The organism is Arthrobacter sp. C2 (assembly GCA_024207135.1).
Lineage (GTDB): Bacteria > Actinomycetota > Actinomycetes > Actinomycetales > Micrococcaceae > Paeniglutamicibacter.
In genome coordinates this window covers 994,536-1,015,152 of the sequence record CP042428.1, presented here as the reverse complement: position 1 = coordinate 1,015,152, position 20,617 = coordinate 994,536, and the positions used below count along the sequence as shown (strand labels likewise).

General features: G+C 66.4%; 22 protein-coding genes. 12 read left to right on the top strand and 10 right to left on the bottom strand.

All coding sequences use genetic code 11. From position 1 onward, the window contains the following. The first annotated feature begins 15 nt into the window (after window positions 1–15). The 3 genes from FPY90_RS04715 to FPY90_RS04705 all read left to right on the top strand — a co-directional run bounded on the left by FPY90_RS04715 (window position 16) and on the right by FPY90_RS04705 (window position 4,090). Window positions 16–1,707 (top strand): FAD-binding oxidoreductase, encoded by a 1,692-nt coding sequence (locus FPY90_RS04715; RefSeq protein ID WP_071215326.1) that lies wholly within the window; start codon window positions 16–18, stop codon window positions 1,705–1,707. Continuing rightward, the gene (locus FPY90_RS04710) at window positions 1,704–2,537 is read left to right on the top strand and encodes an SDR family oxidoreductase (RefSeq protein WP_083411300.1); all 834 of its coding nucleotides are present in this window, start codon (window positions 1,704–1,706) and stop codon (window positions 2,535–2,537) included. The genes FPY90_RS04715 and FPY90_RS04710 overlap by 4 nt, the downstream gene beginning before the upstream one ends. A 221-nt stretch (window positions 2,538–2,758) precedes the next feature. Beyond that, entirely contained in the window at window positions 2,759–4,090 is a 1,332-nt protein-coding gene (locus tag FPY90_RS04705) for a DUF222 domain-containing protein (RefSeq protein WP_498684113.1), read from the top strand. Window positions 4,091–4,635: 545 nt separating this feature from the next. Here FPY90_RS04705 and FPY90_RS04700 read toward each other — a convergent pair. The 4 genes from FPY90_RS04700 to FPY90_RS04685 form a co-directional block, all read right to left on the bottom strand. Further along, a complete protein-coding gene (locus tag FPY90_RS04700) occupies window positions 4,636–5,385 on the bottom strand; it encodes a DUF4386 domain-containing protein (RefSeq protein ID WP_498684112.1) in 750 nt (249 codons plus the stop codon). A 261-nt stretch (window positions 5,386–5,646) separates the two neighbouring features. Then, entirely contained in the window at window positions 5,647–6,369 is a 723-nt protein-coding gene (locus FPY90_RS04695; protein WP_498684111.1) for a DUF4386 domain-containing protein, read from the bottom strand. Between the two features lie 216 nt (window positions 6,370–6,585). Further along, on the bottom strand, window positions 6,586–6,942 hold the full coding sequence (locus FPY90_RS04690) for a DUF4389 domain-containing protein (protein ID WP_498684109.1): 357 nt from the start codon (window positions 6,940–6,942) through the stop codon (window positions 6,586–6,588). 29 nt (window positions 6,943–6,971) lie between these two features. Beyond that, complete coding sequence (locus FPY90_RS04685; protein ID WP_498684107.1) at window positions 6,972–7,304, bottom strand: DUF4389 domain-containing protein; 333 nt, start codon at window positions 7,302–7,304, stop codon at window positions 6,972–6,974. Between the two features lie 221 nt (window positions 7,305–7,525). Between FPY90_RS04685 and FPY90_RS04680 the strand changes: the two genes are divergently transcribed. The 3 genes from FPY90_RS04680 to FPY90_RS04670 all read left to right on the top strand — a co-directional run bounded on the left by FPY90_RS04680 (window position 7,526) and on the right by FPY90_RS04670 (window position 9,967). Beyond that, window positions 7,526–7,834, top strand: coding sequence for a helix-turn-helix transcriptional regulator (locus FPY90_RS04680; RefSeq protein WP_498684106.1), 309 nt, complete (start codon window positions 7,526–7,528; stop codon window positions 7,832–7,834). 665 nt (window positions 7,835–8,499) lie between these two features. Then, the gene (locus FPY90_RS04675; RefSeq protein ID WP_498684105.1) at window positions 8,500–9,570 is read left to right on the top strand and encodes a 2,3-butanediol dehydrogenase; all 1,071 of its coding nucleotides are present in this window, start codon (window positions 8,500–8,502) and stop codon (window positions 9,568–9,570) included. Window positions 9,571–9,625: 55 nt separating this feature from the next. Beyond that, window positions 9,626–9,967 (top strand): DUF5655 domain-containing protein, encoded by a 342-nt coding sequence (locus FPY90_RS04670; protein ID WP_498684103.1) that lies wholly within the window; start codon window positions 9,626–9,628, stop codon window positions 9,965–9,967. 597 nt (window positions 9,968–10,564) lie between these two features. Here FPY90_RS04670 and FPY90_RS04665 read toward each other — a convergent pair. Together FPY90_RS04665 and FPY90_RS04660 are read right to left on the bottom strand one after the other, a co-directional pair. After that, window positions 10,565–10,966 (bottom strand): hypothetical protein, encoded by a 402-nt coding sequence (locus FPY90_RS04665; protein WP_498684101.1) that lies wholly within the window; start codon window positions 10,964–10,966, stop codon window positions 10,565–10,567. 35 nt (window positions 10,967–11,001) lie between these two features. Next, on the bottom strand, window positions 11,002–11,847 hold the full coding sequence (locus tag FPY90_RS04660; RefSeq protein ID WP_498684099.1) for a hypothetical protein: 846 nt from the start codon (window positions 11,845–11,847) through the stop codon (window positions 11,002–11,004). Between the two features lie 494 nt (window positions 11,848–12,341). On the opposite strand from FPY90_RS04660, the gene FPY90_RS04655 reads away from it, so the two are divergent. Further along, window positions 12,342–12,806 (top strand): hypothetical protein, encoded by a 465-nt coding sequence (locus FPY90_RS04655; protein ID WP_498684096.1) that lies wholly within the window; start codon window positions 12,342–12,344, stop codon window positions 12,804–12,806. A 39-nt stretch (window positions 12,807–12,845) separates the two neighbouring features. Continuing rightward, the gene (locus FPY90_RS04650) at window positions 12,846–13,586 is read left to right on the top strand and encodes an alpha/beta fold hydrolase (protein WP_498684094.1); all 741 of its coding nucleotides are present in this window, start codon (window positions 12,846–12,848) and stop codon (window positions 13,584–13,586) included. A 12-nt stretch (window positions 13,587–13,598) separates the two neighbouring features. On the opposite strand, the gene FPY90_RS04645 is transcribed toward FPY90_RS04650, so the two are convergent. Both FPY90_RS04645 and FPY90_RS04640 read right to left on the bottom strand, forming a co-directional pair. Beyond that, on the bottom strand, window positions 13,599–13,919 hold the full coding sequence (locus FPY90_RS04645) for an AzlD domain-containing protein (protein ID WP_498684092.1): 321 nt from the start codon (window positions 13,917–13,919) through the stop codon (window positions 13,599–13,601). Next, window positions 13,916–14,602 carry an AzlC family ABC transporter permease gene (locus FPY90_RS04640; RefSeq protein WP_498684091.1) on the bottom strand — a complete coding sequence of 229 codons (687 nt, stop codon included), beginning with the start codon at window positions 14,600–14,602 and terminating at the stop codon, window positions 13,916–13,918. The genes FPY90_RS04645 and FPY90_RS04640 overlap by 4 nt, the downstream gene beginning before the upstream one ends. A gap of 64 nt (window positions 14,603–14,666) precedes the next feature. Between FPY90_RS04640 and FPY90_RS04635 the strand changes: the two genes are divergently transcribed. Beyond that, a complete protein-coding gene (locus tag FPY90_RS04635) occupies window positions 14,667–15,242 on the top strand; it encodes a helix-turn-helix domain-containing protein (protein ID WP_498684090.1) in 576 nt (191 codons plus the stop codon). Window positions 15,243–15,354: 112 nt separating this feature from the next. Next, on the top strand, window positions 15,355–15,909 hold the full coding sequence (locus tag FPY90_RS04630) for an isochorismatase family protein (protein ID WP_498684089.1): 555 nt from the start codon (window positions 15,355–15,357) through the stop codon (window positions 15,907–15,909). A 74-nt stretch (window positions 15,910–15,983) separates the two neighbouring features. Here FPY90_RS04630 and FPY90_RS04625 read toward each other — a convergent pair whose 3' ends face one another. Continuing rightward, window positions 15,984–16,859, bottom strand: a complete 876-nt coding sequence (locus FPY90_RS04625; RefSeq protein WP_498684087.1) for a class I SAM-dependent methyltransferase — start codon at window positions 16,857–16,859, stop codon at window positions 15,984–15,986. Between the two features lie 47 nt (window positions 16,860–16,906). Between FPY90_RS04625 and FPY90_RS04620 the strand changes: the two genes are divergently transcribed. Beyond that, window positions 16,907–17,494: a helix-turn-helix domain-containing protein gene (locus FPY90_RS04620; RefSeq protein WP_498684086.1), complete on the top strand. Its 588-nt coding sequence runs from the start codon at window positions 16,907–16,909 to the stop codon at window positions 17,492–17,494. Here FPY90_RS04620 and FPY90_RS04615 read toward each other — a convergent pair. Continuing rightward, window positions 17,491–18,405 (bottom strand): LysR family transcriptional regulator, encoded by a 915-nt coding sequence (locus FPY90_RS04615; RefSeq protein ID WP_498684084.1) that lies wholly within the window; start codon window positions 18,403–18,405, stop codon window positions 17,491–17,493. The two genes, FPY90_RS04620 and FPY90_RS04615, sit on opposite strands and share 4 nt — an antisense overlap. Before the next feature lie 119 nt (window positions 18,406–18,524). Here FPY90_RS04615 and FPY90_RS04610 point away from each other — a divergent pair, with 119 nt between their 5' ends. Beyond that, window positions 18,525–20,567 (top strand): oxidoreductase, encoded by a 2,043-nt coding sequence (locus tag FPY90_RS04610; RefSeq protein WP_498684083.1) that lies wholly within the window; start codon window positions 18,525–18,527, stop codon window positions 20,565–20,567. Window positions 20,568–20,617 lie beyond the last annotated feature (50 nt).

Sequence of the window (20,617 nt, the reverse complement as noted above, 5' to 3'; positions counted from 1 at the left end):
GTCACACTGTATCGCATGGTGACCCAGAACACAGTGACGATTCCCCGCTCGGTTTGGTACGGCTGGGGAGACCCGGCCCGGGCCAAGCCGCTGGCCGCCGGCGGCCTCGAATACCTGCGCGCCACCCTCGGGCTTCGGCACGTGGACGCCACGCATCCGCCCGTCGACTTCGCGGACATCGAATTGGACACCTCCGCCCTGGGCGAGGAAGTGCTGGCCGAATTGCGCGGGATCTGCGGGGTCGACCACGTCTCGACCGAACGCACCGAACGCATCCTGCACTCCGGCGGAAAGAGCACGCCCGACCTGCTGCGCATCCGTGGCGGCGACGCGCGGCAGGCGCCCGACGCGGTCCTCTTCCCCGGCAGCGCCGACCAGGTGCGCCGGATCCTGGAACTATGCGTGCGGCGGCGCCTGGCCGTGGTCGCCTTCGGCGGGGGCACCTCGGTCGTCGGGGGAGTCGAACCGGAACACGGCCCCTTCTCCGGGGTGCTCACCCTCGACATGCGGCGCATGGACAAGCTGCTGCACCTCGACGCGCTCTCGCGCACCGCCACCTTCGAGGCCGGGATCCGCGGACCGGCCATCGAGGCGGACCTGGAGCCGCTGGGGTTCACCCTCGGCCACTTCCCGCAAAGCCACCAGGAGGCAACCCTCGGCGGCTATGTCGCCACGCGCTCCGCCGGCCAGGCCTCCACCGGGTACGGCCGCTCCGACGACCTGGTCAAGGCCGTCCATCTCGAGACGCCCGCCGGCCCGATGGACGTCGGCTCGACGGCACCGGGGACAGCCGCCGGGCCCAGGCTCCTGGACCTCGTCGTGGGATCCGAGGGCACCCTGGGCGTCATCACCTCCGCCACGGTGCTCATCCACCCGCTGCCCGAATCCAGGAGCCACGGCGCCTGGTCCTTCGAATCCTTCGACGCCGGGGCCGCAGCCCTGCGGCGGCTGCGCCACGAGGGCGTCCGCGGGGACATGCCCCACGTGTGCAGGCTCAGCGACACCGACCAGACTGCGGCCACGTTCAAGCTCGGCGGCCCCAAGACCGCCGCCATGTCCAGGTACCTCGGGCTGCGCGGCCAGCACGCACCCGCGCTCGCCCTGTTCGTCTGGGAGGGTTCCAAGCGCGAAACCGCCGCCCGCAAGCGGCGCAGCGCACGGATCCTGCGCGCCGCCGGGGGGATTTACGTCGGACCCCTACCGGCCCGGGCCTGGGAGCGCGGGCGCTTTTCCGGGCCCTACCTGCGCGACGAGCTGCTGACCCGCGGCGTGCTGGTCGAGACCCTGGAAACCGCCGCCACCTGGACCAGGCTCGAGGCCACCTACGCCGCGGTGCGCGGCGCCATCCTCGACGCCCTGGCGGAAGGCGGGGGAACCGGGTACGTGCAGGCCCACATCTCCCACGTCTACCCGGACGGCGCCTCGCTCTACTTCACGTTCCTGGCCGGGCTGGAGGAGGACGGGCCGGCGCAAAACGCCCGCGTGAAAAAAGCCGCCTCCCAGGCCATCGTCGCGGCCGGGGCCACCATCACCCACCACCACGCGGTGGGCATCGACCACGCACCGTACCTCGAGGCGGAAATCGGCGCCCTGGGCATCGCGGTGCTGGCCGGCATCAAGGAAACCCTTGACCCTTCGGGCATCATGAACCCCGGAAAACTCATCCCCGCACCCCAGAACGCGACAACAACCCAGGAGAAGCCATGAACCCCGTCATCGACACACTGGCCGGATCGACCGTGCTCATCACCGGGGCGGCCATGGGCATGGGCAAGATGTATGCCCAGCTCGCCGTCCGCGACCATGCCAGCCACGTGATCCTCTGGGACATCAACGCGGCGGAGCTCGAGCGCACGGCCGCCGAGCTGCGCGCCGGCGGCAGCCAGATCCACACCATGGTGGTGGACGTGTCCCGGCTCGAATCCATCGAGGAAGCCGCCGAGGCGGTGCGCTCCGGCGTCGGGGCCCCGGACATCCTGATCAACAACGCCGGCATCGTGCGCGGCAAGTACTTCTGGGAACACGACCAGCGCTCCGACATCGCCGCGACCATGAACATCAACACCCTCGCGCTGATGCACATCACCCGCGAATTCCTGCCCGAAATGATCTCCCGCGGTCGAACCTCGCGGATCGTGAACGTGGCCTCTGCCGCCGGGCTGCTGGCCAACCCGAAGATGAGCGTCTACTCCTCCTCCAAGTGGGCGGTGATCGGCTGGAGCGATTCGCTGCGCCTGGAACTGGTGCAGGCCGGGCACCGGCACATCAAGGTGACCACCTTCTGTCCCTCCTACATCAAGACCGGCATGTTCGCCGGCGCCCGCGGGCCGCTGCTGACCCCGCTGCTGGAGCCGGGCCCGGTGACCGAGAGGGTCTGGCGGGCCATGAAGGACGGTCAGCCGATGCTGATGATGCCCTGGACCGTGAAGCTGAGCACTGCGCTGCGCGGGGTGCTGCCGATTGCCGCCTGGGACGTCGTCGCAGGGCGCGTGTTCGGGGTGTACAAGTCCATGGAGCACTTCACCGGGCGCAAATAGCATCCAGCTCGGGGAGAATGGAGACCTGCCGGTAGTGAGTAGAATATTTATACGAAAAATGTGAAACAACTATTTTCTACTTCGGGTAATCGTTCTATACTGGTTATATGGCCAGGAAGTCATCGGGCGGTACTCTTTCAGCCGGAAACACCAGAGATGGTTCCGGCACTGGACTGGGGTATGCGGACCTCAAGGCCCAAGGCGTCGACTTGGATGCGGTGGTGGCTGACTATGTTGCCAGCAACGGCGCCGCCGGAATCAGGTGCGTGGCTTCCGGCCTGAACCGCATGGACATCCCTGCAGACCACTTCGACACCGTGGAAAACATCGCCGCGATGGAGGCCGCGAAGAGCGCGATCTTCGCGCAACAGGCCGACCACGCCGTGGCCTACGAAGATTCCCTGTCGGCCGCCCGGAAAAGGCGTAACCTCCGCGAAAAAAACCCGGGTTGGGGAGCCTCCAAGGAAGTCGCGCTGGCCATGCGCATCTCGCCAAAGGGCGGGACCCAATTCATGAACAGCTCCAGGATGATGGGGGCGGACCTGCCCTTGACCCGACAGGGACTGCGGGACGGCAAGGTGACTTGGGCGCAGGCCCAGATCGTGATCAGTGGAACCCGGAACCTGGAACTCGCCAACCGGCAACTGGTCGACAGGTTGCTCTGGGAAGAAACGCACAACTGCTTCGAGCAGGGAACGGCAAAGCTGGCTGACATCGTTGCCTACTGGGCGAAGATCCTGGAGCCCAAGACCGAGGAGGATCTCGAGGCGAAAGCCTGGAAAAACCGCTGCATCGGTGGTTACCAGATCAACGCCCACGAGGTCATGATCAGCGGGACACTGCCGTTATCCCTGGGGATTGCCGTTCTCCAAGTGCTTGCCGGAGAAGCGGAAAAGGCCCAGAGGGAACCCGGGGAAGAACGAAGTGCCGGGCAGATCCAGGCCGACGCCTTCTACGAGCTCATGACCGGGCTCAAGGTCGCCGGAGGCGTCCCACTTGAAATTCTGCTGGTGATGGACGCCGCCGTTTTGACCGGGGAGAGCAACGAGCCCGTGCTGATACCGGGCTACGGATTTATCAGCGCGAACCGAGCCAGGAAAATGGTTGCGGCAGGTCCCGAGGACGAACTGGCGATCTGGGTCAGGGGCCTGTTCATTGAAAGCCGGACCGGGCAGCTGGTGGCAATGGAATCCAGGGCGCGGCGCTTTGGCGGAAACCTGAAGAAGCTCATCAAGGTGCGTGACCAATATTGCCGCACCCCCTATTGCAACGGAAAGATCCGCGACATCGACCATGTGGTGCAGGTCCGGAAGAACGGGAAAACCACCGAGGACAATTCCTCGGGTCGCTGCTTCAGTTGCAACCAGACCAAGGAAGCACCTGACTGGGACGAACATCCGACTCCCGGGGATCGGCACAGCTTCAACATCACCACACCCAGCAGCCACACCTATATTTCGAAAGCACCGCCCCTTCCGGGCATGAAAACCGGGCTGCATCGAAGCAACGTATCCGAGGATGGCCTTCCCGGCACGGGGCCGCCGGGCGGCTGATGGACCCGCGAAAAGATCCATCCAATTCAAGACCAGCAGGACACCACCAAACCCCGCAGGGGGAGCTTGGTCGTGTCCTGCTGTTGTTTGGGGAAAACCGGCAGGTTCTTCAGGCGATGGAGGAAAACGAGGAAGGCTGCCGGGGCAGGCAGGGAGCCAGCGGACGAATCCATTTCTTCAGTCGGCAAAGTGGACGCAAAGTGCGGCAAGCGGAACGAAGCCATCGGCTTTCGCGGAAAGCCCAGTGTCCAGCACGATCGATGCGTCGGCTTCGTCCAGCGGTCCGGTTTCCACAGCGGCCAGCCGCGGCCCGCGTGCGGCGGTACGGAATGGATGGGGTGCGACGAGCTCGTGGCAAGGCAATCGCTTTGACGACGACCAGAACGACCCTTCATCGGCTCCCGTCACGGAGGGCCCTGCAGCGAATTCTTGCACTCAAGCCCCAGCAGGGACGGTGGGCGTGTCATGTCCCACTGCTCGCATCCAAAGCTCGTTGGCGCGTCTGTCAGAGAGTTTGCTTGAAGGGCAATGCGCGCGACCGGGGATCACTTCACCTTGGGTAGCGGCGCCGGGAGGGGCATCACCGGCCCAACCGGTGTCCCGGAACGCATGGACAGGTTCTTGAAGCCCTTGGCAATCAGCCAGACGCCGATGAAGACTTCCCAGAGGCCTCCCGGCATGGCGTGGACGGACATCAAGTCGAAGCCCAAGACCTCCAGGGCGGATCCGCCCAGGATGATCGCGTAACCGGCGAGACCCCAAATGGCCAGGGCCCGCGGAAGAAGGTCTGCCTTGTAGAAGACCCAACACACAATCAGCCCGGCAATGCCCAGTGTAAACATAGCAATGCTGTAGGCGTAGAGCTGCATCTGCATGAACACGGCGCTCAGGCTTTGCAGGGAAACTTCGGATGTTGCCGCCTCCTTGGCCAGGGGAACCTGGGCAAGGATCACCATGACCATGATGGCAATAAAAGTGGCATCGATGATCCTGAAGCCGAGGTAGCCAACGGCCATCCGCTCGCTGTGCTGGCGCAGGATGGGGAACATCAGGATTCCGTGGGCGATGTCTCCGGCCACGGTCAGCAACCAGCACAGTGCTGCAACGGCCAGCAGCATGCTGTTTTGCGAAATCGAGGCGAATCGATCCGGCGCGGAAAGGATGGATAGGATCAGGATATTTCCGGAAATGCCGATCACCATCCCCGCGATGTAGATGGTTCCCACGATCTTGGCGGTGGTTCGGTATGATCCGGTGTCGGGCCTTCCGGCATCGATCAGGGTCTGGTTTTCCATGAGCTTTGTCCTTAGTCAAAGTGAAGGGATTGGTGGTTCGGTGGGGGTGTCTCGGGGTGCCTGCCCGGCCGCCCAGGCCGGGCATGGTCTTTTGCTTCGGTTCTGGGGATTTTCATGCTCCGGATCAAGTAGGTGGTGCGGCATCCGGACCTTGGCACGCACGAAGCCGACGAGATTAAGGCCGCCTGCAATTTTCGCCAAGTTTTCGGATGATTCCATGGGTGGAAGCCACCGACGAAGACCGCTTCGCCCTGCGGGTGCTTATGGTTGTTCGGTTGCGGGGATGTCGGGGTGGTGGATCAATGGACCGTTGTCGGTGAACGGGCTCGGCTTGAAGCCCTTCACCACCAGCCAGATGCCCAGCGACAGTTCGAACACGGCGACGGGCAGGGCCGCCAGCGCGGAGAACGCGGACACCTGGGGGTAGGCGCCGAAAAAGACTGCGATGTCGGAGGCCAGGAGCAGCGGGGCACCAATGAACGCGATGATCGGCAGGACGCGGGGCACCAGCTGCGACTTGTACAACACATAGCCGAGGAACAGGTCGCAGGCCACGGGCATCAGGCTCCCTGAAAGCAAGAACGTCCAATTGTAGGTTGCAGCCAAGCCCTGGCCGATGATGGCCAGCGAGGCGGGGTCCGTGCCGGGGGAGCCGGCCACGTCGTTTCGCAAGGTGATGATCGAGAGCATGCTGACGACGCTGACGAGGAGGAGGCAGGTTTCCACAAGTCGGGCTGCCACGAAACCCAGGGCGGCGGTTTGGCTGATTCGTTTGGCGACCGGGTATAGCACCACGGCGGTGCCTATGCCTGCCAGGGCGACGATGACCTCGGAGAGCGCGCCCAGTTGCACCCCGGTGGTGCTTCCGGCGCCCAGGATGAAGGCGCCTGCATCTTCCTTCACCGCCGCGTAGAGCGCGAGGGTCGGGATGGAGACGAACGTGAGCAGGTACAGGACCCCAGCGGTCAAGGAGATCCGCCTCATTGGAAGCATTCGACCTCGGGGTGCGGGTCGTGTGGATGTTGTGTGGGTGTGGGCGTTGGTGGCCATGTTGTGCTCCCTGGAAATGGGGTGGGCCGTGGGTGGGTCGGTGGAAGTCGTGCCGGAGGCAGGATGTTGCGGTGTAGTGGATGAACAGTGGTGCCTGGCGGCGCCACGGCGTCAGGCTGGAAGGCGCGCCGTGGAGACCGGTCGGGGTTTTTAGCTCGCCGGGAGAGGATCCGGTCCGAACTTGATGTGGGCGCCGAGTGCGGGAGGCTCATGGCCGCCGAGATCAAGGCGCAAGGGCGGGTATTGGTCGGTCATCAGGGCGGCATATGCGCCAACGCGAAACACCCAGCGGTTCATGCCCATGACGAGGTCGAAGACGCCGCGGGGGTAGCGTCCGGTGAACAGCAGGACGAGGCCGGCGATGCATACCAGCAGTCCGATAAGGCCGCTTCCGTATGCCCATGCATCGTTGTCGCGCACCTGGCTGTAGCCGGCGAAAGCGGCACCGGTGAATACGCCGATGATGAGGTAATGCGGCAGTGCCAGCAGCCACCACTTCACCAGCACGAGCCCGCGTGAGAGTTGCTGCGGATACTCTACCCGCAGCCGAGCCGGGTAATCGGGATCGTCGGCCAGGGTGAATGGGGGGGGTATTTGTCCGTGCCGAGCGCACTATATGAGTAGTATCCGACCCTCCACGTCCAGCGCAGTACGCCGGTGTTGAAGTCGAAGATTGCCCGCGGGTAGCGGGCGGTGAACAGGATCGCGAAGAACGCGACCACGGAGAGCGCGAAGAAGGCGATCCATAGGAAGAGCAGCACAATGACGTGAGGGACCACCAGGACCCATTTGACGAGCCAGAGCCAGCGGCTCAGTTGGGAGGATGCTTCGCTTTCCAGGACAAGCGGGTACGTGGGCTGGCGCTCCATGAGAATTCCTTCCATGAGCGGTGATGCCAGCTCTCAAACGCAGTGATTCGGGCGTCGTGGCTGCGGGCGGAACCTCCGCCATGAAGCCGACGCGGACGTCCAGGTCCGACGGTCATCGTTCGTCTGCGACTCCGGAGAGATCCCGGAATCGTGCCGGCAGCGGGTCCGTCCGGCCGACACAAGCAACGATAAGCTGATGCAGATGACATGTCAAGGAATACATGTCATTTAAAACAGGTATAGTGAGCATTATGAGTGAATGGGGATTTCTGACAAACCACATGCATGCGCTTTATTGTGTCGCCAGGCATCCAGGAATCCGTATCCGCGAGATCGCCGAATGCGTAGGAGTCCAGGAGCGGGCAGCGCACCGGCTCGTGTCGGATTTGGTGGAGGGCGGCTACCTGACCCGCAGCCGCGTCGGAAGCCGAAACCTTTACGAGCTGCATCCGAACCAGCCGATGCGCAGGGAAGGGCTGGATGAGGTTGCGGTCGGAGAGATCCTCGACGTGCTCCTTCGTCGGGATTGAAACGGGAGGCCGGCTGCGCCAGCATTCGACCGCGCAAACCCAAATCAACTGCACTGCGCAGTGCGTTTCCACGCCACGTGGAGACCCTTCACGAAGCATCCCGCAGAGGTTGGCAAGACTCGTGGGATGGTGCTTCCTTGCCCAGTGGAGGTCCAACTCAAAGATTCCTTGGGTGTGGAGCTTCCCCTGAAGCAAATCGTTGAAGCGGATGATCGTTTTGAGCAGAGAAGTTCAGCAGGCACGTTCTGCTGGGACAGCGGAATGGCGCGGGATTCCTCTGCTGTCCATATGGCACGGCTGTTCGTGGCTCGGACTCGGCGGCCCTACAGGTTCCCTGCGCGAGTCGAAGCCGCACATGGGGAATGGTAACGGCCGAGGTGATCGTCTGTCAATGGCTGTTTGCCGGGAACGTCCATGGATGGACTTCATGGTGTTTGGGTGCCTCGAGGGAAAGCCTCGACTCCGGACTCCACCGCAAGGTTGGGCTTGCCTCGATCTTTCTTCCGGCTGTCCACCGAGGGATCTTCGGCCCAATCTAGCCATCGGAGGTTGCTCGGATGTAGCGTCGAGAACGAACGGATTCCATGCACGGATCATCCACTTCGCCTGCGTGGTGTCCGTACGGGCGCGTGCCCCGCGTCCGGTCGTTCGAGAAAGGATTCGCCGTGAAAGCTGCACGCTTCTACGCACAAAAAGACATCCGCATCGAAGAGATCCCCGAGCCCGAGCTCCGCCCCGGTGCGGTGGCCATCGACGTCGCATGGTGCGGCATCTGCGGCACCGACCTGCACGAGTACCTCGAGGGCCCCATCTTCATCCCCTCCCCGGGCCACCCGCACCCGCTGTCCCACGAGGAAGCCCCGGTGACCCTGGGGCACGAATTCTCCGGAACCATCACCGCGCTGGGCGAGGGCGTGATGGACCTTGCCGTGGGCCAAAACGTCGTGGTCGAGCCGTACTTCACCTGCGGGCAATGTGCCTCCTGCCAGGCGGGAAACTACCACCTGTGCGTCAAGATGGGCTTCATCGGGCTGGCCGGCGGCGGCGGGGGACTGGGCGAGAAGATCGTCGTCGACGCGCGTTGGGTCCACCCCATCGGGGATATCCCGCTGGATGAGGCGGCGCTGATCGAGCCCCTGTCGGTGGGGCACCACGCGGTGGTGCGCAGCGGCGTGCACCAGGGCCAGGTCGCGCTCGTGGGCGGCGCCGGGCCCATCGGCCTGCTGACCGCAGCGGTGCTCAAGGGCATGGGCGTGACGGTGATCGTCAGCGAGCTTTCGGCTGCGCGCAAGGACAAGGCCCGCGACAGCGGGGTCGCCGACCACGTGCTGGATCCGAGCACCGAGGACGTCAAGGCCCGGGTCCTGGAGATCACCAACGGCCTCGGGGTCGACGTGGCCTTCGAATGCGCCGGGGTCAACGCGGTGCTCGACACCCTGCTCGATGCCCTTAAGTCCACCGGTGTGCTGGTCAACGTCTCCATCTGGGGCCACCCGGCGACGGTGGACATGCAGAAGATCGTGCTCAAGGAAATCGACGTGCGCGGCACCATCGCCTACGTGCGCGACCACGCCGAGGTCATCGAGCTGGTCGGCAGCGGCAAGATCGACCTCAAGCCCTTCATCACCGGGAAGATCGCCCTGGAGAACCTGATCGACAAGGGCTTCGACACGCTGATCAACCACAACGAGACGGCCGTAAAGATCCTCGTCTCGCCCAGCGGCAAGGGGATCTGAGCCGCCTCGGTCGGAGACGATCGTGACTTCGGGGATGCGGTCGTATGATGGCTGGATGGCCCGCACTGCAAGGGAACGCATGACCGGCGACCCGACCTCATCCACCATCTACGACGTGCTCATGGAACGGATCTCCGCATTGCCGGGATGCGAGATCCAGGAGAACGCCTCCTCGTTCCATGTGGCGCGTGGGCGCGCCTTTCTTGGCATCCATCCCCGCCGCGGCGGGATCCTGGTCAACATCGTTCTCACCCGGCAGCTCGAATCCCCGCGGGTGTTCCGTGCCGGGCGTGTTTCCGCGAACCGGTGGCACAACGAGATCATCCTGCTGGACGCCGCGGCGCTCGATTCGGAGCTGCTCGGCTGGATCCGCGAAGCATACGACCTCACCGCCTGAGGCCGCGGGGCCGGCGCACCATGTGGCCAGGAGATCGAGGCCAGTGGCACGATTCCCTCCGACCTCGCGGCGAGTTCCGGGTCGAGCGCCACGAGCGCATCGGCCTGCAACAACAGGTCCAGGGCCGCGGAACGGATCGAGTTCGGTGCGACGCGTTGTTGGTCCGGATTCGGCTGGTATTCATTGTTGGCAAGATGCAACAGCGCCGCCGGGTCGATCACGAATCGCTTCATGTGCCCATGGTGGTGCGGGACGGACCCATGGGGCGGTCCGTGGCGAATGGCAGTTGGACCCGCCAATGGGAGGACGTCGCTCGCGGGGTCTTCCGTGGACGCCGGAGCCAGGTCGTAGGCCACGCTGCCTTCGACCGTGTCCCCGGTGAAATTCGCGTGCACCCAAGCGCGGATCAGCAGTGCCTTGTGCGATCCGCCATTGGGGTGCAGGGAAAGGTGTCCATCGATCCAGTAGTGGTTCCGCCCGGCGGCAACAACCTGCTGGAACTGTTCCGGGGGTCGCCGACGGAGCGGTGCCGTTGATGGGTGGGAATTTGCTGCAATCCACCCGTGAATCGTGCGTGTGATCCGTGGGCGGAGTGGTTCAGCCGGAGAAGAGCGCGGGGAACGGAGCCAGCGGCAATACGCCAGCAGCCTGCGCGGCGAGCCGCGGCTCCAGCGCCACCAAGGCGTCAGCTTGCAGCACGCCGACCGCGAGGTACTCGGCATCCCCGAGCGAATCCCACCCATGCGTCCGCGCCAGCTTCCAGGCCGTGCCCCGCGAGACCCTGTCGCCCAGGGTTCGGATCTTCACCGCGGTCATGGCCTCGTGCAAGGCCAGCGCCTCGGCTTCGTCCAGCGTCCCCGCCCTCACCTCGGCCAAGAGCAGCCCGAGTGCGGCGGTGCGGACCGCGTGGGGTGCGACAAGCCTGTGGTCCGGGTGCACCGTGGTGTCCGCCCGCACGATGGCCAGCAGTGCGGGCGGGTCGATCGCGAAGCGGGTCATGGGCCCACGGTACGCCCCGGGCATGCCGCCTGTCGCTAGGCCTCGGGAGTGAAAACGACCTCGGAAGCCAGCGGCCACCCGGTAATCGATTCGAACGGATCGTCGTCGTCGGTGTTGGCCGTGACCAGTTGCTCATGCTGCACGTCGATGAGCAGGGTGTCGAGCGTGCCGTCATGCACCTGCAGGCTCACGCGCATCGGATGCCCGTCCGGGGTGGTGAAATCCGCGTGCACCGGGAAGATGAAATTGCGCGGCACGGTGCGATCCGCGTCCTGGGGCACCACGAAGGACAGGGAACAGGTGAACTCTTCGGGGCCGGCCCAGTACTGCTCCCTGGCTCCGGCCAATTGCTCGCGCAGCTGGGCGGCGCCGAAGTCTTCGGTGGCGCCCAGCATTCCGGTGAGAACCTCGCGAAGCTCCACGCTGATCTCGCGTTCCGCGGGCCCGGCGTCGGCGTCGTAGTCGAGGGGCTCGGCCTCCCGCCCCGGCGCCTCGAGCAGCACCAGGGCCGCGGTGAGGATGCCGGAGCCCACGGCCATGAGCGGGCGCGGGTTGCCGATGCCGCGGCGCAGCAGTCCCTGGTGGATCTTGCTGTCCAGGGCGAAGCTGTAGTGCGTGGCGATGGCCCCCAGCGCACCCAGGCCCAGGGAAAGAGATCCGCGCAGCACGTTGCCGGGCTTGTATTCCGCGCTGCCAGAGCTTCCGACCCATGCCACTGCCGCATAGGCGGCCCCGGACCCTCCGACCAGGCTCCTGCGGGTGCAGGACTTGAAACGGGCGGGATCGATGAGCGTCAGGGCCCCGCTGGCCGCACCACTGACCAGGGCGGTCACGATGCGGGCACGGGGGCTCTTCTTGGCTGCGTCAAGGGAAGAAGTCATGGTTCCAGCCTACTGGTCCATTCAGAGGCGACGGGTCTGGTCAGCCGATGTTTAGGAGACCTGGGCAGGGGTTGCCGAAAGGCCCGCCTAGGTGTGGCGCGTGTGAAGAGCGGCCTGCGCGGCGCCGCGTGGACCACCGCCGGTCCGCCGAGCAGCTGGCACCGGAGCAGGGCGCGGGGCTCTATGGGGCCGAGGTCGCCTGCGCCGTGCCGGCCAGGGCTGAGGAAGCCGTGGCGGGCCTCAATACGCATCTAAGATGCCGTCCCGGTGGATGCCCCGGACTACACCGGGCTGCGTTGCTACGCACCCGGCGGCAAGAGCCCGAAGCCCTGCTGAGCGAAGACCAAATGACCAATGGCCGCCCATGGGTGGGACACCGCGCGACGGTGTTCCGCCCACGGGCGGGTTGCGTGCCATGTCCCGGGGCCGGATTCGTTGCTAGACTCCGCGCCAAGTGGCTGCACATCGGAAGTTTCGGGAAACGGGGATAAGACATGGGCACGTTCGAGGATGAGCTGACGCCGGATCTCGCCGCGGTGGCCGGGCCATTCGCGGCCGCCGCGGCACCGTTCGACAGGAATCCCGGTGGCGAGTCGGATGGCGATCATCACGCGGAATTCCTTGAGGTGGCAGGATTCCTGGTGGGTGTGGTGGGGCTGCTGGTGTCTTTGATCAGCGTGTACACCTCGGGGGTCGAGGCCCGGCGCAAACGCGTCCCGGATTTCCAGAAGCTGCTCGACGGGCTGGTTGCCGGTACCACCAGCCCCGAAGAAGCCCTCGCCACGTTGGGCCGCTGGAAGCCGGAACTCACCCCGGCCGAAGTGGCCGAGCAATGGAAAAGCGGGAACATCACCCGCTACAAGACGGTTTTGGGACTGCTGGGGTACCCGCCAGCGGTGGTGGATAAGATCCTGCAGGCCAGCTTCGGGGCCATTGCGGAGTTGGCACACAAACCCTGAGCACGGAATCCTCGGCGTCCTGCCGATAGGGTTGCCTGGATGATCACCAACAGTTTTGGTCCCGCAACGGGCAAGCCGGTGCTGCTTCTCCATGGCGGGGGAGTTGCCGGGTGGATGTGGACATCGCTGTGCCGGAGCCTGGAAACCAGGCACCGGGTCCTGGTGCCAGACCTGCCCGGACACGGCGAAAGCTCCTCCGAGCCTTACGTGTCCCACGCTGCCACCATCGAGGCGCTGGCCAACATGCTCGTCACAGGGAACAAGCGCCCGGTGGCCGTCATCGGTTTCTCCCTGGGTGCGCAGCTGGCCATCGAACTGGCAGCAATGCACCCGGAACTGGTGGACCGGGTCATGGTGGTAAGTGCCCAGGCCAAGCCGCTGCCCCTGGTCACACCCACGCTCGCACTTCTCGGGCTGGCCGCCCCGCTGGCCCGCAGGCGCTGGTTTGCCCGGCTGCAGGCCAGGGAACTGTTCATCCCGGAGGACCTGATGGAGGCATATATTGCCACCAGCGCGGGCATCGGCAGGGAAACGCTGCTCGCCGCGGTGGAGGCAAACCTGCGCTTTATGCTGCCGGAAAAGTTCTCGGATTTTCCCGGCAGGGCCATCGTGCTAGCCGGGGCACGTGAGCGTGCCGTGATGCGGGACTCTGCCCTGGCCATCCATGCGGAGCTGCCCGGCAGTGAACTCGAATTGGTTCCAGGCTGTGGGCACGGGATCCCGTTGCAGCGCCCGGACTGGTTCAACGCCCGCGCCTTGGCATGGCTTTCACGCCCCTGAGCCCTGGATGCCTCAGGGGACGCCGAGCAGGCGCAGGCCGCCGGTGACCAGCACCGCGGTCAGCAGGACCACTACCAGGGGTGCCCGGAGCACCACGGCGATTCCCGCCGCCCCGATCCCGGCAACGCGGGCGAAGCCGCCGAAGTCCTGGCCGGCAATCCCCAGCGACGTCACCACGACGCCGATCAGCAGGGCAATGACGCAGCGATCGATCCAGTTTTCCGTTTCCTGCGACAACTGGAACCTGGAACGCAGCAGGACCCCGCCCAGCCGCATGGCGTAGGTTCCGCCGGCCAGCGCGAGCATGCACCACAGGAACACCTGGACACTCATGCCGAAACCCGCGTCCGGCGCTTGCTGGCCAGGTACACGACCGCCACCCCGAGCAGTGCCATGACCGGGGCCAGGCCCGCGGGAACAAACGGGGAAGCCGCCAGGGTGAAGATCGCCCCGATGATCGCGGCCAGCAAGGTGGTCTTGTTGCGCAGCGGCTTGGCCGCCATGCACAGCAGCAGCGCGGGGAATGCGGCGTCCAGGCCAAGCGCCGTGGGGGAGACCACGGAGCCCAGCCACGCGCCGAGTGCTGCGCCTCCCGGCCAGGCCACAAGGATTCCCAGGCCGACCAGCCAAAAGGTGGCCCGCTGTTTTTCCTTTTCTTCCCTGCCCAGGGCCATGGCCACCGATTCGTCGTTGACCAGGTGTGCCCCCAGGACGGTCCGCCACCCGGAGCGCAGGAACTTGCCGGCTCCCACGGCATAGGCGAGGTTCCGCGAGTTGACCATGAGTCCGGCCAAGACGGCAACAACGGGCGATCCGCCGTTCCCGATGACATTGATGAACAGCAACTCCGAGGCCGCGCCCAGCACCGTGCCGGCCAGCAGGACCACCTGCCAGAAGTCCAGCCCCGTCTCCCGGCCCAGGGCGCCATAGGAAATGCCGACGACTCCGACCGACAGCGAGACCATCACCGACTCGTGGACGGTAGACCGTCCGATTGTTCGAAATATAGAACGCATGGGTTCAGTGTGGCGACAAGCCTGTCGTTCGTCAAGGTGAACAAGTGGCCGCTATGATGATCGCATGGCCAAGACCACGTCCAACCCCGAATCATCCCTGCCCATGGAACGCGTGGCCGTCGCGCTGCGCCGGGAACGCGAGCGCGCGGGCCTGAGCCTCTCGGAGGTGGCGCGGCGCGCGGGCATCGGCAAGTCCACGCTCTCGCAGCTGGAATCGGGCGCGGGCAATCCCAGCGTGGAAACCATGTGGGCCCTGAGCACCGCATTCGGTGTCCCGCTCTCCGTGTTGCTCGATCCGCCCCGCCCCGAAGTGACCGTTATCCGGGCCGGCGAGGGCCCGCGCCTGGCCTCGGGATCCGCAGACTACGCGGCCGCACTCCTGGCACCCAGCCCGCCGAACGCACGCCGGGACATCTACCTGATCACCGCCGAGCCCGGAGCCGTCAAGCATTCCGAGCCGCACGCCCCGGGCACCGTCGAGCACATCATCCTGTCCGCGGGCCGGGCCACGAACACCGTCGCCGGCAACGCCACGGAACTCGGCCCGGGCGACTACATGAGCTACCCCGGCGACCAAGCCCACGACTTCGAGGCTCTCGAAAAGGGAACGTTCGCGGTCTTTGTTGTCGAGACCCGGTAGCGCCCCGGAGGCGAGTTAAGCTGCCCCGCGCCGGCCATTCCAAATCGCGGGTGCATCGGCGTAGGTTGGTTCGTGGAAAAGCACCGGCACATCCTTCAAGGGGGAGACGATCATGAGCACATTCTCGGACCGGGACCGCACCGCACTGATGGTGATCGACGTCCAGAACAATGTCGTGGCAGACGCCTATCGGCGTGAGGAAACCATCGGCAACATCAATGAACTCGTGAAGCGGGCCAGGGAGTCCGGTGCGCCGGTGGTGTGGGTGCAGCACTCCGACGAGGAAATGGAAGTGGGCAGTGCCGACTGGGAAATCGTCCCGGAGCTCTCGCCCGCCGCCGAAGACCCGGTCGTCCAGAAGATCTACGGGGATTCCTTCGAGGGCACCAACCTGGAAGAAGTGCTCGCCTCGGCCGGCGTCGGCCGGCTGTTCGTCTCGGGTGCCGAGTCGGATGCGTGCATCCGCTCCACGGTCCACGGCGCCTTCACCCGAGGCTACGACGTCACCCTGGTTTCGGACGCACACACCACCAGCGACATGACCGAATGGGGAGCGCCGGCGCCCGAGGTCGCGATCTCCCACATCAACCTCTACTGGCAGTTCCAGGGAGCCCCCGGCCGCACCGCAGCCGTAGTCTCCACTCAGGAGGTCGACTTCCGGTCCTGACCGTCCCCAACCGCTGGACCCGAAGCGACGGGGATCCCGGTGGATAGCGAGCCCGGGAGCCCTGCGAGTCGTTCCTACCTGGCGATTCGTGCGGCCCACACCGTGCGGCTGCCGCGCATCGACAGGTCGGTGCGGGCGAGCACCGAGCGCGGGTCCCTGTCATCCAGCAGCACTTCCAGGGCGTGGAGGTCCGCCGTCTCCAAGTCGTCCTTGAGGGAGTCGCGCATCCGGGACAGCCACCGGTGGGCGGCGCGCGCCACCAACTTCTGGTCTTCTTCGATCGCGTAGCCGAAGGTTCGCTGGTCGACGACCTCCATCCCAGCCTCCCGGATCGGGCCGGCCCAGTCCGGGTGGGCGTTCCACTTGGCGCTGCCCGCCGCCGCATGGCAGCGTTCCTCCAGGCCCGGGGCGCCGAACCCCAGGTCCCGGGGCAGGTAGCGGGGGAAGGCGTCCATCTCCACGACCACCAGCAGCCCGTCGGCCGACAGCGTGCCGGCGATCCGCTCGTACACGCTGGCCGGCTCGCTCATGTGGTGCATGGAGGATGCTGCCCACACCAGGTCGATGTCCGTCAGTTCCGGCCACGCCGCGTCCAGGTCCACCTGAAGGGTCGAGACCCGCTCCTCCAGCCCAAGCGACTTCGCCTTCCCCGCCAGGCGCCCGAGCATGAACTCGGACTGGTCCAGGGCAACAACCCCGGCCTCGGGGAAGGTGCGCGCCAGTCCGAGCGTACCGGTGCCCGTGCCGGCGCCCAGGTCCAGGATGGTGCTCGGGCCTGGCTGGTGCCCGGCGGTCCAGGCAAAGATCTCCTTTAGGTGGTCCCTGAGCAGCTGGGCGTCCAGGTCGAGCATTTCCGCCATGCCCTGTTCGTCCGAGTGCTGGTGGTCGTGGTGGTTGCCGTGGTTCCCGCCATGGTGGTGGCCGTGTTCCGGGGAATGCTGTGTCGTCATGGTTCCAGCCTAACCAGCGAATGCGCGATTGGCATACACTCTTGCGTATGACGCAAGAAGATATTTCCATGGACACCGTGATCCGCCAACGCCTCAAGGGACTGCGGCTGGCCAAGGGCTGGTCGCTGGATTCCCTGGCGGCCCGCTGCTTCCTGAGCCCCTCCACGCTCAGTCGCATCGAGACCGGACACCGCAGGATCGCGCTTGACCAACTCGTACCGCTGGCCAAGGCGCTGGGCACCACTCTTGACCAGCTGGTCGAGCCGACCAGCGACGAGGACGTGGTGATCCGGCCCCAGCCCGAACACCAACCCGGGCTCACCACCTGGCTGCTCTCGCGCGAACACTTGGCCAACGGGACCACGGTGGCCAAGATGCGCATCACCCCGGAGCGGTCCCTGAAGGACATCGGGCTGTCCGTGCACCCGGGCCGCGAATGGTTCACCGTCCTGTCCGGCACCGTCTCACTGGTGCTGGGGGAGCGCGCCATTCTGGTCCACGAGGGACAAGCCGCCGAATTCTCCACCATGGTCCCGCACCGCATCGGGGCGCACGAGGGCCCGGTGGAGATCCTGACGATCTTCGACCACGGAGGGGAGCGGGCCCACATGCACCACGACCACGCTTCGGACTAAGCCAGGCCGGGGACTGCGGCCGCGGTGCGCGTGAGCACCTCCAGGGCCTCGGCCAGCACCGGCTGGGAGTCGCTGCCGCGGCGCACCACGGTGCGGATGTGCCTCGAGGGGGCGGGATCCCCGCGCAGCGGCACCCGCACGATCGGGTAGCCGGAGGGAAGCCGTGCCAGCCGCGGGACCAGGCAGACCCCGAACCCGGCCGCCACCAGTGCCGCGGCGGTGTCCCATTCCGCCGCCTCGTGGGCCACCGTCGGGGTGAAGCCCGCTTCCGCGCAGGAGTTGAACACCAGTTGCCGGTGCGGGCGGCCGAGCCGGTCCACGATCCACTGCTGGTCCGCGGTTTCCCCGAGTCCCACGTCGGGCCGGGAAGCCAGCGGATGGCCGGCCGGAACCAGCAACTCCAGCGGGTCGTCGAGCAGGAAGTGGGTTTCGAAGCGGCTGTCGGCACTCGACGGGGCGGCCTCGGTGGAAACGATCACTGCCAGGTCGGCGTCGTCCGCCAGCAACAGGTCCAGGCATTCCGCCGGGTCCGCCTCGATGATCCGCACCTCCAATGCCGGCCGGCTGGCCCGCAGCGCCGTGACCACCGCCGGCAGCAGGGCCGCGGCCGCGGTGGAGAAACCGCAGATCCGCAGCGAGCCCGCATAGCTGCCGGATTCGGCGGCCAGCAGCCCGCGGATGTGTTCCCAGCTGGAGAACAGCGCATCGACGTGGCTGAGCAGGATGCGCGCCGCCGGGGTCAGCCGGACCCCGCGTCCCTGCGGGACCAGCAGCACCACGTCGAGGTCCTCGGCCAGGGTGCGCAGCTGGTGGGAGACGGCCGAGGGCGTGAAGTGCAGGGCCTTGGCGGTGGCGGTGACGGTCCCGTGGGCGGCAAGCATGCGCAGCACGTGGAGCCTCGGATCGATCATGCACGAAGATTACACGTTATTGTGCGATTCCGTTTGCTGGTCTTCAGCAATGGCCCGGTCCACACTTGAGGCAACGGGTCCCCGGGACCGGGCACCCGGTGAACGAAAGGGCCTGGCGCATGAAACTCACGGACCCGCTGCTCGAGCCGTTTGCGCTGCGGCACCTGGTGCTGCGCAACCGGATCGTGAGCACCTCGCACGAGCCGGCCTACGCGGAGAACTCGATGCCGACCGACCGCTACCGGGCCTACCACGTGGAGCGCGCCAAGGGCGGTGCGGCACTGCTGATGATCGGCGGATCCGCGGTGGTTTCCCCCGACAGCCCGCCCTCCTTCGGGAACCTCCAACTGCACCGCGACGAGATCTCCGCCTGGCTGCGCAAGCTCACCGCCGAAATCCACGAGGCGGGGGCCGCGGTGATGTGCCAGATCACCCACCTGGGCCGGCGCACCAGCAACTACGCCGGGGACTGGCTCCCGGTCCCGTACCCCTCGGCCATGCGCGAGCCGGCCCACCGCGCTTTCCCCAAGGTCGCCGAGGAATGGGACCTGCACCGGATCGCCGCCGACTACGCCGCCGCTGCGGTGCGCTGCCGGGACGCCGGCATGGACGGGGTCGAGATCCAGTCCTACGGGCACTTCATGGATGCCTTCCTGTCCCCGGCCACCAACGACCGCACCGACGCCTGGGGCGGCAGCTTCGAGAACCGCATCGCCTTCCCGCTGCTGGTGATCCGCGCCGTGCGCGAGGCCGTGGGCCCGGAGTTCATCCTGGGCATCCGCATGTCCATGGACGAGGACAAGGAGCACGGGCTGGGACGCACCGAGGCCATGGCCGCGCTGCACCGCTACGTCGAGGCCGGCATCGACTTCCTGTCCGTGATCAAGGGGTCCATCGAATCCGACGCCGCCCTGGCCAAGGTGATCCCGTCCATGGGTTCGGCTTCCGCCCCGTTCCTGGACTTCGCCGCATCCATCAGGGCCGAGGCCGGGATCCCGGTCATGCACGCCTCGAAGATCGCCGACATCGCCACCGCCCGCCACGCAGTCTCCCACGGGCTGCTGGACCTGGTCGGGATGACCCGGGCCCAGATCGCCGACCCGCACCTGGTCGCCAAGCTGGCCGCCGGGCAGGAGGAACGGATCCGGCCCTGCGTGGGGGCGAACTACTGCCTGGATTCCATCTACGCCTCCGGGGATGCCAAGTGCATCCACAACCCCGCCACCGGGCGCGAGCTGAAGCTGCCGCACACCGTGCCGCCGGCCGCCGCACCCTCGAAGGTCGCCGTGGTCATCGGCGCCGGGCCGGCCGGCCTGGAATGCGCCCGCGTGCTGGGCGAACGCGGGCACCGGGTCGTGGTGTTCGAGGCCGCGGACGCCCCCGGCGGGCAGGTGCTCATCGCCGCCTCCACGCCCCGGCGGCGGGACCTGCTGGGCATCATCGACTGGCGCGTCTCCGAGGCGCTGCTGGCCGGGGTCGAGATCCGCTACGGGGTCTACGCCGAGGCCGACACCGTGCTGGCCGAAAACCCGGACGTGGTCCTGGTGGCCACCGGCGGGATGCCCAACCACGACTTCCTCACCCGAGGCGGGGACCTGACCGCCGATTGCTGGGACGTGCTCGGGCACCTGGCCTCCGTCCCCGAAACAGTGCTGGTCTATGACGACAACGGGGCAGAGCCGGGCATGGACGCCGCCGAGAAACTCGCGGCCGCCGGAGCGAAGGTGGAAATCGTCACCCCCGAGCGCATGCTCGCCCCCGATGTCGGGGCCATGAACTCCCCGGCCTACCTGCGGGCCTTCTCCGAACACGGGGTCGCCACCACCCTGGCGCACCGGCTGCGCTCGGTCGTGCGCGAGCCGGACGGAAAATTCACCGCGGTGCTCTACAGCGAATACTCGGGCCTCGAAACCACCCGCACCGTGGACCTGGTGGTCACCGAGCACGGCACCCTGCCCAACACCGAGCTGTACTTCGAGCTGCTGCCCGATTCGACCAACGCCGGGGAAATCGACTACCCGGCGCTGCTGGCCGAGACCCCGCAGCCCGCCGGGAAGAACCCGCAGGGCCGCTTCGCGCTCTACCGCGTCGGCGACGCGGTGGCCAGCCGGAACATCCACGCGGCCATCTACGACGCCCTGCGATTGTGCCTGCCCATGTAAATAGACCCGCTCGCTTTGCCCAGACCCAGCCACCTCACCACGAAAGGAAC